Genomic DNA, 15,378 nt, shown 5'->3' on the forward strand with positions numbered 1-15,378 from the left:
TTCATATCTTGTTAATGATCATTCATTTTTCTCCTGATGTGAATCGCCATTATAGTCATGCCAGGCTTTAAGAAGGGAAGCAGCCTCCAAAGCGTTCAGCATCCTTCTTAAAAATATTCGTCACGTATGGATGAACCCTATACTTCCTTATATTCGGAAAATGGCCAGAGGAAACGGCTAAACCGGCTTCCGGCGCAAAAGATTTTCACCTTCTGAACTATAGGCGAAGCCACAGGGAACTCCAGCTTTCAAATATTTTAAAAAAATACCCTCTGATTTTTCGGAAAATAAAGAACCTTTTTATTTTCTTTTTTTGTTCCAATTTCAATGAACCACAAAATAGGGGGGCACTTTTTATGAACAAAACCTACGGTAACAATGTTGTCTTTCTGGGCACCAGCCTGCCAAGGGAATGTGGAATCGCCACATTCACCCAAGATCTATTGGACCAATTCTCAGCTATCCCCGAGTTTAATCCACCGCGGATCATCGCTGTCAATGACAATGAGTCCTATAGGTATAACGATCAAGTGATAGGCCAGATCGACCAGCATAGCCTGCCGGATTACCTGGAAGCCGCCGACTTTCTTAACCGCTCGGACACCACACTGGTTGTGATCCAGCATGAATTCGGCATTTACGGCGGAGAAAGCGGCGAGTATCTCCTTTCATTCGTCGAGAGATTAAATATTCCCTACTTGGTTGTCTTTCATACCGTATTAACGGTTCCCAGTCCCAAACAGCGCCATATTATGCAAAAGCTTGCCCAAAGCAGTATCAAAGTCATTACGATGGCCCAATCCACGGTACAGGATCTGCAGGCGATATACGGCATCGATAAAGATAAAATCGCTTTTGTCCACCATGGGGTACCCCGTGTCGAGACGAAATCAAGACGGGAGCTTAAAGCGCAATATGGCTTCGCTGAACGAAAGATCCTCTCTACCTTCGGGTTTCTCAGCCCGGGCAAAGGGATTGAATATGGCATAGAAGCGATGCAAGGCGTGGTAGCCCGCCATCCCGAGTCCCTCTATATTATCTGGGGCAAAACGCATCCTGTCGTGAAGCGGGAAGTCGGAGAAGTCTACCGGCAGAAGCTGACGGCATTGGTTGAGCAGCTTGGACTTGTTGATAATGTGCTGTTCGTTGACAGATTGTTAACACAGGAGGAAGTCATTCAATCCCTGGTCATGTCGGACATCTATATGACTCCGTATCTGGGGAAGGATCAAGCTGTCAGCGGAACGCTCGCTTACGGTATCGGTTATGGACGAGTCGTCGTCTCGACCCCCTACCGCTACGCCACCGAGATGCTTGCAGGCGGAAGAGGGTTTCTGGCTGACTTCCGCGACTCCGCCTCACTGGAGAAAGCGATCCTCCTGCTGCTGGGGAATCCTGCCCTGATTGCCGATATGGAAGTCCGCACCCTTGAACTGGGAAAAACGATGATGTGGAGCGAAATCGCCAAACGTTATGCAGCGCTCTTCCAGGAAAGCATTACAAGCGCCGCAACCCAATCCAACAGGAGTGTGATTAAATGAATATACAGACCGTTCCGCAAACCCAGTCCCCTTACATGCGCCGATTAACCGACGACACAGGCATATTCCAACACACCAAGTACGGTGTACCGGACCGTTCCAAAGGCTACACCACGGACGATAATGCAAGGGCTCTGATTGCCGCGGTCATGATGTACAGCATCCATAAAGATCCCAAAACCCTGGACCTGATCCAAACCTACATTTCCTTTATTCATCATGCCCAGAACCCCGACGGCAATTTCCGTAATTTCATGGATTATAACCGTTTCTTCATGGAAGAGCGGGGCTCGGAGGACTGTCAGGGAAGAACGCTGTGGGCGCTTGGCTTCACGCTATCGCAATCCTGCGTGCCCGACAATCTGCAGAACACCTGCCGACATATGATCAGCATGTCTTTGCCTCATGTGCGAACGCTCGGTTCTCCACGCGCTGGCGCTTATGCCATGGTGGGACTCAGTTTCCTGCTGGAAACTCCCCGCGCCTGCGCCTATTCGTTTCCTTATCCCTTCTCGGAGAACAGCGGCGAGGCGAAGGCATTTCTTCCCAGCTCCGATATTGCCCAGCTTATTGAAGACATGGCCGACCGGATGCAGGATCAATACCGCAGCAACAAAGGCAGCGGCTGGAACTGGTTTGAGGACAGTCTTACTTACGGGAATGCCATGCTCCCCTGGGCCCTGTTCAAAGCGGCAAGCGTCAGCGGCAGAGCCGATTTCAGGCAGACAGCCAAGGAGAGCCTGGACTTTCTCTCCTCCCGCACCTTCTCGCCCGAAGGCTATTTCAAGCCGATAGGCAGCCACGGCTGGCAGCTCAGAGAAGGTGAGGCAGCCCCTTACGACGAGCAGCCTATTGAGGCCTGCGAAATGCTGCTTGCTTGCAAGGAAGCGGCGAGCGTGCTGGAGGATGCCTCTTATTTGAAGAAAGCTGCCCTGTGCTATGAATGGTATGTCGGTCATAACTCGCTGAATGTCTCCTTAATCGATCCGCAAACCGGCGGCTGTTATGACGGCATTCACGCAAGCGGCCTGAACCTGAACCAGGGCTCGGAAAGTATCATCTCCTACAACATCGCTCATCTGGTGACCCATTATGGATAAATTCGTCACGATACTGGCAGGCGGAGGCGGCACCCGGTTCTGGCCGCTGTCGAGGCAGGAAACGCCCAAGCAGTTTCTGAACATCAGCGGCAACGACATTATGCTCAATGAGACGATTAAGCGGTTCAAGGGCATTATTCCACTGGAACACACGGTCATTGTCACCAACCGCTCTCAGGCGGTGCTGCTGGAGAGCATCATGCACAGCAGCGTGCCCAAGAGCCATATTCTGATCGAGCCGGTGGCCCGGAACACATCGGCCAGTATTCTCTATGCCGCATTTTTCCTCGAGAAAAACCAGGGCGAGTCGTTAATGGTGGTTCTGCCATCCGATCATCACATCACGAGCGAGGACCAGTTCCGGGAAACACTGGATGAAGCTTGTACGGTAGCGATAGAGACCGACAAAATCGTCACCATCGGCATCAAGCCCTCCTTCCCTTCAACAGGCTATGGTTATATCTGTTATGAGAGCAAGCCGTTTATGACCCGTCCTGCCGCTGTATATGAGGTCAGCGAATTTGTTGAGAAGCCTAATTTCAAGAAGGCGCAGTCCTACCTCTCCTCCGGCAATTATTTGTGGAACAGCGGCATGTTTATTTGGAAAACTTCCGTCATCATTGAACATTTCAAACGTTTCCTGCCCCGGCTGTACAAAACCATGCTCCCGCTTCGCGATCATTTGGGCAGCAGCGAAGCAGCGGCGGTGCTCAGCGGGATTTATCCGACGCTGCAAAATATTTCGATTGATTACGGGATATTGGAGCGCAGCGATGACGTCGTTGTTTTGACCGGCAATTTTGGCTGGAATGATATCGGCAGTTGGGATGCCCTGGGCTCCATATTCCCTCCGGACGAGGAAGGAAATATTGTGAAGGCGAATTACATGGGGATTGATACCCGGAATTCGATTATCTACGGCAACGGCCGGCTCATTACTACAATCGGGATCGACGGCCTGATCATCGCCGATACAGGTGACGCGCTGCTGGTCTGTCCCAAGGACAGGGCCCAGTCCGTCAAGGAAATTGTCGACATGCTCAAAGAGAAGGGCATGACGGAATATATGTAGAACAATACCCAAAACCCCCGAAGCACTTGCTTCCGGGGGTTTTGAATGTTTCTTGGCAGCGATACCGTTAAATGGGATGCCTGGACTTGAGTTTTTTGGCGTCAGCGGTTATCCACTTTCTCGGGATACAAATCGTGGTGGAGCATGCGCTGCTCCGCCATTTCTTCATATTTGGTCCCAGGGCGTCCATAATTGCAGTAAGGATCGATGGAAATGCCTCCCCGTGGCGTGAACTTTCCCCAAACCTCAATATAGCGGGGCTGCATCAGCGCAATAAGATCATTCATGATGATATTGATACAGTCCTCATGGAAATCGCCATGATTGCGGAAGCTGAACAGATAGAGCTTAAGTGATTTGCTTTCAACCATTTTCAAATCGGGAATGTACGCGATCGTAATCGTCGCAAAATCCGGCTGTCCTGTAATCGGACACAAGCTGGTGAACTCCGGACAATTAAATTTCACCCTGTAGTCCCGATAGGGATGTTTGTTGTCGAAACTCTCCAATATCGAAGGCGTATAGGTGGACGGATATTGCGTGCCCTGATTGCCGAGGAGATGGATGCCTTGCTGCTTCAATTCCTCTTTGCTTCTTGTCATTGATAGGTCTCCCCCCTTTAATATCCCCGCTTATTGCCCCACAGCCAGGCGTGAAGCTGCGGAAGCACCCGCACGTTCTTAAATTCGGCCGAGCTCATGACCTGCTCCACCAGCCACTTGTATTTGTCCAGCAGCATGTGCAGCAGGAGATTCCCATCCTGCTCTCTTACATCCCCGTTGCCTGCCTGAAGATAGAAAGGCGTCGCTGTATAGCGGTGATGGATGCTGCGGGCATACGCCAGATCTGCTTCATCAAATACCACAACCTTCAAGCTGAAGCTCCTCCGCTCGTCAGTGAGCCCGTCCACAATAACGTCCAGCACGCTCCAATCGGTCGTCATGCCGGAGCTTGGCGGCTTGGGAGATAACGTAAGCTCGTCAATATCCAGGAACCATTCCTGCCAGATGCTGCCCTGTGTCTCCAGGGCGACAGCAGTTCCGCTGGCGTGCAGAAGGCTGATCAGCTCGCCCAGGCGGGGCAGCAGCGCCGGATTGCCTCCGGAAACCGTGACATGAGAGAAGGTGTCGCCGGCTATAGTACGCAGCTCATCAACGATTTCTGCGGCGCTCAGCATTCGGATATCCGCCTTGCCCGAGCCATCCCAGGTGAAGGCGGAATCGCACCACGAGCAGCGATAGTCGCAGCCAGCCATACGGATGAACATGGTCTTCTGGCCAATAACCATTCCCTCGCCCTGAACGGTAGGACCAAATACTTCAATGACTGGAAACCGGCTATGATCCATACGTCCCTCCCGCAGCGGGGCGGAACACGATGTAGCTTGTCGGCGTCTCCCGCAGAAAAATTTGTACGCAGCGCGGCCTGGCCGGTGTCTGGTCAAGGAAATCCTGGACCAGTTCGTACAGGGTCCGGGCGACATTTTCCGTAGTGGGATAGCGGCGCGGATCCTGATCGTTGAACAATGCCGTATGCTCATTGAGCACGGTATGATCAAAGCGGTCATGAATCAGTTTCTTGACGTCTGCGAAATTGACGAGAAACCCGTTCTCATCCAGCTGATTGCCGGCAATCGTGACATTCGCGAAATACGTGTGGCCATGCATATGTCCGCATTGTCCCGCCCCGGGACCGGGAACATAATGGGCGGCGGCAAACTGCATATCCTTGTTCAATTCATATTGGAAGGGGTGAACGGCAGACGGATAGATTTGTTGAATCATAAGCGCCTCCCCCCTTTTCTGGCCGTTTCGTATTCTTGCAGGCCTTTGGCACGCAGCAGACAGGCGGGACATTCCCCGCATCCCGATGCGATAATGCCGTTGTAGCAGGTTAATGTCTGTTCGCGCACCTGATCGAACACGCCCAGATCATCCGCCAGCTGCCAGGTTTGTGCTTTGGTCAGCCACATGAGCGGTGTCTCGATCACAAATTCATAGTCCATGGCCAGATTCAAGGTCACATTCAGTGATTTGATGAACACATCGCGGCAATCCGGGTAGCCGCTGAAGTCCGACTGGCTGACACCGGTTATGATATGCCGCGCACCCCTCTGTTTCGCCAGCACAGCCGCAAAGGAGAGGAACAGCAGATTGCGCCCGTCCACAAATGTCGAAGGCAGCTCTCCCTCCTTGTGGTCGATGGCGATGTCGTTTCGGGTCAGCGCATTTGGCGCCAGTTGACTGATCAGGGACATATCCAGCACATGCTGACGGATACCGAGCTCCAATGCAATTTGCGCTGCACATTCCAACTCCAGCTTATGCCGCTGTCCGTAATCGAAGGTCACCGCCTCCACCTCGCGGAAGCGCCCCATCGCGTCATACAGGCAAGTCGTACTGTCCTGCCCCCCGCTGAATACGACCATGGCTTTCTTGTTGTTCATCCTGTTCATCCTCTCCTGCTGTCGCTCTCTAAAAAGAGCTGTTAAGCATAAAAGACTCTAGGACACCCCTCTTGCCACTCGAAAAGGATCATACAAGAAGAAACGGCTGCGCTGTCCTCTGGCGACAAAGCAAGCTTCTTCCCTTAGATCTTATAGAAATTTCTAAGAGTGAGACTTATAAATTCTATAAGATCACAAAAACGGTACCCCAAGGTGCAATGTCATTAAGATAAGGATAACTTAATGACATTGCACCTAGGAGGTACCGTTTCCTTAGTTTTTTATAGAGGGTGTTGCTAGAACCTCTCCCACTGCCGCGATTCTCGAACGGGCATGCAGTGGAATTATATGCTGTTGCTGTTATTGTAGCACTTATCAGCGGAAGGGTACAATGACATCCTCTTCCAGCCTCTTTTTTATTGCATGCGCAGCGGTTTGCCTTCGTCTTTCGCCTTCTTCCTGTTCCTGGCGTCCGGAAGGACGAGAAGGGCAGGAAGCAGCATAGGAAGGAAAACATAACACAGCACGACCAGACCGACAATGACGGCACTCGCCAGTTCCACCAACAGGACAAGGCCTGACGGGATCAGCGTGGCGAAGGTTCCGCCAAGAATAACCATGGCCGAGATGATGACCCCGCCGATGTGTTTGGCAGCCTGGACGATCGCCGCCCCGGGGTCCATAACACCCTCCTCCTTATAGCGCATCATCAGGAAGATGCTGTAATCCACGCCCACCGCAATGATCACGATGAAGGAGAAGAATGGAACAAAGGAAGATACCCCATCGACCCCGATAATGTAATGAGTGACAATATTGGTTGCCGTCATCGCAACGTAATAGGAAGCGATCAGGGACAAAATGATGTAAATCGCCGGCAGAACCGAGCGGATAACGAGCAGGAGTACAAGGAAAACCCCGATAATAACGATAACAGCCGTTCCGTTAAAGCTCTCCAGCTGCACCTTGTTCGTATCGTAGGTGGTGGAGCTTGGCCCTGCCGCCCCATATTGCGCATCCGCAAGTACGGTACCGCTCAGGCTCGTTGCCAGCTCCTGATTGATCTGCTCAATCGTATCCATTGCTGCCGGGGAATACGGATCGTTGTCGAGAATGACAAGGAGCTTGGTCGTTTTGCGGTCCTTGGACATGAAGTTGTCCACCGCTTTGTTGAAATCTTCGCTCTCCAATGCCTCGCGGGGGATGAAGAATGTCCGGGACGACTGCAGCTGCGTCAGGAATTCGCCTGTCTTGCCCAGCCCGTCCGAGATATCGCCCAGCCCGTTTCCGCTTTGGCCCAGACCGTCCTTAAGCTGCTCCATGCCGCCCGAGAGCTGGGACAGCCCGCTGTTAAGCTGCTGCTGCCCATCCTTAACGTCAGCCAGGGCCGCATTAAGCTTCTTCATGTTGGCGGCGATTTCCTTGCTGCCCGAGCTCCCTTCCTTCAGACCGGTCGTCAGCTTGCCTGCGCCGTTCTCCAGAGCGGCAAGCCCGGCTACCATCTGCGACTGCGCGGTGGAAATCTGCTTCAGCCCGCCAGCCGACTGATTCATGGAGGCATTCAATTTCACATAGCTTTTGTTCAGTTCCTTGAGACCGCCGCCCAGCTGGGCAATGCCGGTTTCAAGCTCCGTTCCCGTCTTCTTGAGGGTCAAATAATCCTGATCCTCGCCCAGCTCGCTGTATTTGGCTCCCAGCCCGCTGATCAGCCCGTTCATTCCGCCAAGCCCCTGCTGGATGCCGGGAATCTGGCCCTCCAGCTTCGAATAACCGTCCGCCAGCGACTTATATCCGCCTTGCAGCGCGCTTAAGCCGTCAGATAATTTGGCCGTATTCGCAGCCACGGTCTTGAGCCCGGCTTTCAGGGAGGTTATGCCCTGCTTCAGCTCTCCCGCTCCATCCGCGCCCTGGCTCATGCCGGAAGCGACCTTGCCCAATGCGTCGGTGATCTGGACATACCCTTCTTGAACCGCCCCGGTGCCCGTCACCAACTGCTCAACATCAGAGAAATCCGGACTCTGCAGCCCGTCCTGCATCTGCTGCAGGCCGTCATGGATCTGATCGACCCCGTCCTTGGATGCGGTTATTCCCTCGGTTACGCTCTGCGTCTGGCTGCTGATGTAGAACTCGTCAATTTCCTCGCCCTGCGGCTGCGTGACGCTTACCACCTGCTTAATGCCTTCGATTCCTTTGAGCTTGCCGGTCAGTTTGTCTACAACCCCCAGCGCCTCATTCGTGTTGAGCGCATTGCCGTCCTTGATCACAACGGTTGTCGGCAGCGCCTGGCCCTTGCTGAAATGCTCCGCTACGATATTGAAGCCCTTGGTGGACGGATACCCGTCGCCCAGCTCGCCAAGCTGGTCAAAGGACAGCTTCTGCGAGCTGAACATAACCGCCGGAATCATAAGAGCGACAGTGACAAGTGTGACCACAACGGGATGCTTGACGGAAATAGCCGTCAGGCTTGCCCAGAAGCGGCTTTCTTTATGTCCGGCTGCCACATTCTTCGATGGCCAGAATAATTTGGTTCCCAATACCTTCATTAAAAAAGGAGTCAGCGTGACGATTTCCAGCAGCAGGATGACCGTGCCGATCGCCACCACATTCGCAGATTTGTATATGCCGAAATTCGAGAAGCTCAAAGCCGCGAATGCGATAAATACGGTTAGAATGCTGTAGAGAATCGTCTTGCCCGCTGTGCGGTACGTATGGATAATCGCATCGTCGATGGTCCGTCCATGCGACAATTCTTCCTTGAACCGATTGAACAGCAGAATATTATAATCCGTCCCGATTCCGAACAGAATCAGCACGAGCAGCATTTGCGTCACGCTCGTAACGGGGAAATTCAACTTATCGATAATTTGCGCGGCAATTCCCATCGAGCATAAGTAAGTAATTCCGACCGCAGCCAGCGATACGAATGGGATAATGACCGAGCGGAACATAATAATCAGCACCGCAAGGATGAAAATGACTGTCAGAACGGCGCTTTTCTCCACCCCTGCGGTAGAAGCTTTAATATAGTCGTTCTGAATGAAGTCCTCGCCGCTTAAATAATAAGTGACCTTCACATCCTTGAGCACATCGTCGAACTGCTCCTGGATCAGGTCCACCTCGCGGCCGTTCTTGTTCAAGCTGAAGCTGGCCATCAAGGTCGTCCCGTCTTCGGAGACCAGTGACGATTTGGCATCCGGAAGCGTGAACGGGTCCAGCAGCTCGTCAAATCCAAGCTCCTTCTGATGGGCTTTCATATTTTCAATGCCTGCCTCAATGCCCTTCATATCCTCATCCGACAGCTTATTCTCGTTATGAAAAACAATAATATCGCTGGTCCCGGTTGTACCGGTCATCTCCTTCAGAATCAAGGCAGCCTTCTTGGAAGGACTGCTGTCGGAGAGCGGATCCTGCCCCCGTTCCTGCAAAATGGCATTGACATCCGGTTGAAATACCGTTAGCAGCACAGTGGCCACGAGCCATACAATCAATAAAATCCAGCGCCATTTAATCATTTTTTGCATATGCCGCAATTCCTCCCGAAATCTCTTAGTAAACAACTGTTCATTTTTGAGTCGGGAAGAGACGGACCTTGCCGTCTACAGGCGGCTAAAGCCCGTTCTCCTCCAATAATAAATCAGATAAGGATCGCCAAATCCTTCTGAGCGGTCAAATACAATGATCCTTCAGCTTCTGTTGATCCTGTCGCCAATACCGGTAAAATAGATGCGCACCAGTTCATCCACCAGCCGTTCAATCGTATCTCCGTCCTCGTATTCCCGCAAAATAATACACATGCCTTCCACAATCGTCGACGCTATCATATGTGCAGACTGGTTCTCCTCATCCTGAAGCCGAGCGGTTCCGTTTTGAAAGGTGTGGAAAGCTTTCTCGAGGATCGAGTAGGTGACCGTGGTCAACTCCTGCTTCACATTCTCATAAGGGGATCCTTCGCTCTTGTTCATTAGTACGGAGAGCTCCAGGCTCGATTGGTTGAACAGCCGCACAATCGTGCTCTGAATCTTGTGGAGAAACGCAAGTGAATTGTCCGGCTCCATGGCGCTGACGTCTTCCAGATCCTGTTTGATCTCCAGCATATAACCGACAAATTGCTCATAGGTTGGCTGAAGGAGCTCATGCAGCATCTTTTCTTTGCTCGCAAAATAGCGATAAATATTCCCTGGCGTGATGCCCGCCGTATCCGCAATTTGGCGCATGGAGGCATCCCTGTAGCCCAGTCTGTTAAATTCCCGCAGTGCCGAGCGTAAAATGTTTTTTTTCATCTCATCCTTGAGAACCTGCATAAATAAACACCCGTTCACTTTTGGATTTAGAGTTATTATAACCGCCCGCCCAATCCGTGCGCAAGCTTCCTCCCTTCCGAACGGCTTGGGTTTTGGCGGTTGTTCACGGAAATGTAACAATAAAACGATGCCCTCCCGGTCATAAAAGAAAAACTCTGTGAATAGGCCAGTCCTGCTATATAAAGACGAAAAAAGGCCGGCCTGCTTGTTAAGCGGGGCTGACCCTGATTCATTCATCTTCATCGTTGATCGCGAAGTACATTTTGTTCAACGGACATTCTCATCGGAGCCTTGGGATCGGTATCCGCGATCGAGCTGGTTGGCAGCAGCCGGCCAGCTGCTGCAGCTTTCTGCCCTCTATACCGGATGCTGCTCCTCCCTTATACGATCGAGCACCTCCAAATAAAACACCTGCATGAACTTTTTAATATTGACTTTTCCTTTGTCCGGCTTCAGGCTTTCATCCATCTCTTTCATTTTCAGACGCACGTCCTGGAAGTCAAAATAAAGCGGTGCATAATGCTCAAATTTGGGATTGCTGAAATCCGTTAGGCCTATGCTGGCAAGGTTGCTCAGAGCCCCCATCACCGTACGCCGGATCCGCTGCTCCACGGCTTTGCTTTCTTTCTCGATATCAGTGCCCATCCCTTTATTGGCCTGGGCCGCGACTTCGTACAGCTCTTTTAGAGGAGGAAGAGACTCCGGATGCCGGGAATGAACCAGATGCTCCATAATCTCCGCAATATCCCTGCTCCCGCCTTCACCGATAATGCCTAATTCCATCAAAATGGATTGAATAATTTCCCGGTTCGTCCTTTTCTTGAAGCTGCCGGCCAGCTCCGGATTCAGATTATTCAATTTTGACAGGGAAGCCTTGATTTCGCCCAGATAACAGCAGATTCTCCACTGCTCGTGCACTCTGGACAATACGGCTTCCACTTCCACCCTGTTGATAGGCTTCTGGATATAAAACTCGATGCCTGCCAGGTATGCCTTTCCAATCATTTCCTTATTTTCGATTTGCGAGATCATCACATATTTGCCCCCAAAGCCTTGCCGCTTCAAGTGGTAAATCGTTTCAATGCCATCCTGGTCCGGCATCAGCAGGTCGATCAATACGACATCCGGTTTGGCAATCAGGATGCCCTGCTCGCCAGTGGTGCCATTTCCCGCCATGACCACGACCTCGCCAAGACCGCTTTTTTCAATGATGAATTGGAGCATCAGACGGCTCGCGGAATCATCATCGACAATGCCAAATGAGAGCATCCTGAATCCTCACACTCCTTTTTTCAACGAATCAGTCGAAAAAATCAGAATAAACGTGGTGTCCTCTGCCTGCTCCGATGGCTGCAAACGCAGCTTCCCGCCAAATGCCTGTACGATATCCCGGACGTGGGACAAGCCAATGCCCGTTGCCGCATATCCGGACTGGTTGAATTTCGTGGTGAAGCCGGGTTCAAAAATTATTTCACGGTTCTGCTCGGCGATGCCCTCCCCCGTATCTGATACGGCAATTACCGTCTCCGCGTTCTCCTCATAGATCCGTATGCGCACCCGCCCCTCCTGATCGATCGCCTCGATAGCATTGGATACCAGATTATTCAGCACGGTCAGCAGTAGGATATAATGGTCCGTTACATAATCGGTCCTGATCTCCCGTTCCATGCGGATATCCTTCCGGAGCATCTGACTGTAGCCGCTGTTGGAGCGGAATACGAAATCGGCGATTTCCGACAGGGACATTTCAGTTGTCGTTTTGCGGTCAAACAGCTTTAAGAGGCCTGCCAATATTCGCTGGGAATCCTTCTTCACTTCATGAATCTGCTGGGTAATCTCCAGCATGGCGCGGCGTTCCTCCTGACTCCCGGTTTCCCCCAGCCTATCGTATAGATTGTGGCTTTTGGCTGTAATCCGCTCCAGTGTATCCATTGATTTTTTTAAATAAAACACTTCTCCATACAGACCGGAGCCGATATTCAGCATCTGCTCCATCCGTTTCTGCTGTTCGTTATGCACCACCCTCATCTGGTTGATCGTAATGCTGCTGTACAGTCCCACCACAAAATAGCTGCGCAGGACGGCTGTAGCGCCCAGCAGCAGCCACTGGGCGGAGTACAGGTAAGGATAACCGAACAGGATACTGCGTGTTAGCAGCTCCAGCTCGTTCGATATAAATTCAATAACCGTAATAAAGCTGCCCAGAATCAGAGGATGAAATTCGGACAGCCTGGTCTGAATCCGGCCCATCCCCACAGCAAAAATCATGTAATAGAGACCGGCCGAGAAATGGCTGTGCAGACTGGCTGCAAAGGAGAACGAATCATCCACATACACCGCATCCATGATCATTCGAAAGCACAGCACCGTAATGCCTGTAACGACTCCCGTCAGCATATAAGGCAGCTGCCTCATGAGCAGGAGGCACAGCAGAAAAGCGCTGCTCCCAAGCCCAATCCGAAACAGTTCTCCGCTGAAAGGTGTAATCTTGAACTCCCCGGCAATCGCCGTTACAACGGCAACCAGAAGCATTTGAGCCCACTCCGCCTGATGGCGTTTTCGTTCCGGCAATCGGTTTCCTCCCATCATCCGGTTATAACAGCCTGGATTCAAACCTTCTTGACAGCAGTGATAGGCCATAGTTTACCGTAAAATACAAGATTGCGGCAACCAGCAGAACCGGGAAAACATAGTCATAGCTTTGACCGATGACGATTTTGGAATGATTCATCAGCTCCGGCAGCGAAATGATAACTGCAAGCGATGTATCCTTCAGCAAGGAAATAAACTGACTGACAAGGGGAGGAACCATCCGCCGCAGCCCTTGCGGCAGGATAATATGCCACAGGGTGCGCATATAACTTAATCCAGAAGAACGAGCGGCTTCAATCTGCCCCTTATCAATGGATTTCAAGCCGCTGCGGACGATCTCCGATATCATGGCCCCTTCAAACAAGGTCAGAGCGACAATCGCCGCGTTCACAACGCCGAGTTTGATCCCGATATCCGGCAGCGCAAAACGCGTAAAGAAAATAATGAGCAGAAGCGGCAGATTGCGGAGAATTTCCACGATGATACCCAAAATGGGCGAAATAACCGGTATTTTAGTATAACGGACCGTTCCGACTATACAACCCAGCACAAAGCTTAGCACAATTGAAATAAAGGCAACCTTCAGCGTGACATAGAAGCCTTCGAGGATAAACTTCAGATTCTCTATGGCGAAAGCATTGGCAAAATCCATCCGTTCCCTCTCCTTCTAGCCGCTGTGGGCCCATTTGCGTTCGAAGTGAAGTGCCATATAACTCAGAGGAAGCGTGAGGGCAAGATAGAACAGTGCAACAAAAATGTAGGTGTCAAAAGTGGCCAGCGTACTACTTGCCACCGAATCCGCAAAATACATGAGATCGAGCCCCGCAAAAACGCTGAGCACCGATGAATTTTTCACCAGATTGATAAACTGGTTGCTTAGCGGAGGGATTACGATTTTCACCGCTTGCGGAAGCACGACATACCGCATCGTTTGTACGTAAGTAAGCCCGGAGGCTTGCGCCGCCTCCGTCTGCCCCCTGGGAACGGACATGATGCCGGCCCGGATGACCTCAGCGATGAAGGAAGCCGTGTACAGGGTCAGCCCCAAGGTACCGCAGACAAATCCGGACAACGTAATCCCCAGCGAAGGCAATCCGTAGAAAAAAATAAAAACAACCAGCAGCAGTGGGATATTCCGGATAAACTCCACATATACCGCCCCTGCCCACCGGAGCGGTTTGATAGAGGAGATCCGAAAGATGGCGATAATCGTTCCCAGAACAAAGCTCCCGATCAGGGCAATGATGCTGGAATAGATCGTATTCAGGAAACCTTCCAGATAAATGTCGAAATAATCGGTCAGGATGGAGAAGTTCATCCCCTGCAACCTCCTCGCCATTATGAGCGATCAGAAGAGGGCAGCCTCGGCCGCCCTCACTTCTGTTGTCGATTTCACGTTAATCCGTTTTGGGTGCTTCACCTATCCATTGCGTATAAATTTTGTCGTATTCCCCGTTGGACTTCAGCGTCTTCAGCCCTTCGTTGACCGCGTCCACCAGTTCCGTTTCGCCTTTCTTGATGGCAATGCCATAAGGCTCATCGGTGAATGTATCTCCGACCACCTCGTAATTGCCGTCCTGAGCCACCATTCCATACAGAATGGCGTTATCCGTTGTCAGCGTGTCGCCTTGCCCTGCCTTGAGTGCGCTGAAAGCATCCTGATAGTTTTCGAACTCCAGCACGGTCGCATCCGGCGCTTTTTCTTTGATGTTATCGACTGATGTGGAGCCCTTCACCGCAAGCACCTTGGTGCCCTTGGTTATATCATCCAGACCTTTGATCGCGCTTCCTTTCTTTACGAGCAGGGACTGCCCTGCTTTAAAATAAACATCCGAGAAATCGACTTCCTTCTTCCGCTCATCCGTAATGGTCATTGTCGCAACGATCATGTCAATTTCGCCATTGTTGAGCATGGGCATCCGTGTTTTGGAGGTGACCTCCTTGAGCTCCACTTTGGCCGGATCACCCAGGATAATGTTAGCCAGCGCTTTCGCGATATCCACGTCAAAACCTTCCACTTCATCATTCATCGGATTTTTTAATCCGAACAGCTTCGTATCGAATTTAACGCCGACAACCAGCTTATCCCTGCTTTTGATTTGGTCCAGCATACTGGAATTCGTCGAAGGTGGTTCCTCACCATTGCCCCCCGAATTCCCTTTACCGGCGGAGCTTGTATTTCCACTTGCTCCACTGGCGCCGTTTCCGCCATTATTGCTTTCTTTCTGATCCCCGCAGCCGGCCAAGGCCAATACGGAAATCAGCACAAGCATCAAACAGGCCGCCATCCATGTTTTCGTTTTCATTTCATATCCTCTCCTTTTGC

14 protein-coding genes and 1 riboswitch are annotated in these 15,378 nt (G+C 51.5%); of the genes, 3 read left to right on the forward strand and 11 right to left on the reverse strand.

The genetic code is table 11. From position 1 onward, the window contains the following. Positions 1–356 precede the first annotated feature (356 nt). Genes IEY46_RS27935 through IEY46_RS27945 form a run of 3 tightly spaced genes read left to right on the forward strand, consistent with a single transcriptional unit; the run spans position 357 to position 3,713 of the window. Entirely contained in the window at positions 357–1,541 is a 1,185-nt protein-coding gene (locus IEY46_RS27935; RefSeq protein ID WP_188997367.1) for a glycosyltransferase family 4 protein, read from the forward strand. Further along, positions 1,538–2,641: a glycosyltransferase gene (locus IEY46_RS27940; protein WP_188997368.1), complete on the forward strand. Its 1,104-nt coding sequence runs from the start codon at positions 1,538–1,540 to the stop codon at positions 2,639–2,641. Before IEY46_RS27935 ends, IEY46_RS27940 begins: the two co-directional genes overlap by 4 nt. Then, complete coding sequence (locus IEY46_RS27945; RefSeq protein WP_188997370.1) at positions 2,634–3,713, forward strand: mannose-1-phosphate guanylyltransferase; 1,080 nt, start codon at positions 2,634–2,636, stop codon at positions 3,711–3,713. The genes IEY46_RS27940 and IEY46_RS27945 overlap by 8 nt, the downstream gene beginning before the upstream one ends. 101 nt (positions 3,714–3,814) lie before the next feature. On the opposite strand, the gene queF is transcribed toward IEY46_RS27945, so the two are convergent. From queF to IEY46_RS28000, 11 genes are all read right to left on the reverse strand, one after another. Then, positions 3,815–4,315 carry a preQ(1) synthase gene (queF, locus tag IEY46_RS27950; protein WP_188997372.1) on the reverse strand — a complete coding sequence of 167 codons (501 nt, stop codon included), beginning with the start codon at positions 4,313–4,315 and terminating at the stop codon, positions 3,815–3,817. Between the two features lie 17 nt (positions 4,316–4,332). Beyond that, positions 4,333–5,061 (reverse strand): 7-carboxy-7-deazaguanine synthase QueE, encoded by a 729-nt coding sequence (gene queE / locus IEY46_RS27955; protein WP_188997374.1) that lies wholly within the window; start codon positions 5,059–5,061, stop codon positions 4,333–4,335. Next, complete coding sequence (locus IEY46_RS27960) at positions 5,051–5,497, reverse strand: 6-pyruvoyl trahydropterin synthase family protein (RefSeq protein WP_188997376.1); 447 nt, start codon at positions 5,495–5,497, stop codon at positions 5,051–5,053. The genes queE and IEY46_RS27960 overlap by 11 nt, the downstream gene beginning before the upstream one ends. Next, positions 5,494–6,168: a 7-cyano-7-deazaguanine synthase QueC gene (gene queC, locus IEY46_RS27965; protein ID WP_229750595.1), complete on the reverse strand. Its 675-nt coding sequence runs from the start codon at positions 6,166–6,168 to the stop codon at positions 5,494–5,496. Before queC ends, IEY46_RS27960 begins: the two co-directional genes overlap by 4 nt. A gap of 258 nt (positions 6,169–6,426) precedes the next feature. Then, a riboswitch (PreQ1 riboswitch) is annotated at positions 6,427–6,471 on the reverse strand. Positions 6,472–6,575: 104 nt separating this feature from the next. Next, positions 6,576–9,680 (reverse strand): MMPL family transporter, encoded by a 3,105-nt coding sequence (locus IEY46_RS27970; RefSeq protein ID WP_188997380.1) that lies wholly within the window; start codon positions 9,678–9,680, stop codon positions 6,576–6,578. A gap of 162 nt (positions 9,681–9,842) precedes the next feature. After that, positions 9,843–10,439: a TetR/AcrR family transcriptional regulator gene (locus IEY46_RS27975; protein ID WP_229750596.1), complete on the reverse strand. Its 597-nt coding sequence runs from the start codon at positions 10,437–10,439 to the stop codon at positions 9,843–9,845. A gap of 378 nt (positions 10,440–10,817) precedes the next feature. Next, a complete protein-coding gene (locus tag IEY46_RS27980; protein ID WP_188997384.1) occupies positions 10,818–11,729 on the reverse strand; it encodes a response regulator in 912 nt (303 codons plus the stop codon). A 9-nt stretch (positions 11,730–11,738) separates the two neighbouring features. After that, positions 11,739–13,031: an ATP-binding protein gene (locus IEY46_RS27985; protein WP_229750597.1), complete on the reverse strand. Its 1,293-nt coding sequence runs from the start codon at positions 13,029–13,031 to the stop codon at positions 11,739–11,741. Between the two features lie 22 nt (positions 13,032–13,053). Then, positions 13,054–13,704, reverse strand: a complete 651-nt coding sequence (locus tag IEY46_RS27990; protein WP_188997386.1) for an amino acid ABC transporter permease — start codon at positions 13,702–13,704, stop codon at positions 13,054–13,056. Positions 13,705–13,719: 15 nt separating this feature from the next. Next, positions 13,720–14,370: an amino acid ABC transporter permease gene (locus tag IEY46_RS27995; RefSeq protein ID WP_188997388.1), complete on the reverse strand. Its 651-nt coding sequence runs from the start codon at positions 14,368–14,370 to the stop codon at positions 13,720–13,722. A 79-nt stretch (positions 14,371–14,449) separates the two neighbouring features. After that, positions 14,450–15,358, reverse strand: coding sequence for a transporter substrate-binding domain-containing protein (locus IEY46_RS28000; protein WP_188997390.1), 909 nt, complete (start codon positions 15,356–15,358; stop codon positions 14,450–14,452). Positions 15,359–15,378 lie beyond the last annotated feature (20 nt).

Origin of the sequence: Paenibacillus nasutitermitis, from assembly GCF_014641075.1 — a bacterium.
Classification (GTDB): Bacteria; Bacillota; Bacilli; order Paenibacillales; family Paenibacillaceae; genus Paenibacillus_Z; species Paenibacillus_Z nasutitermitis.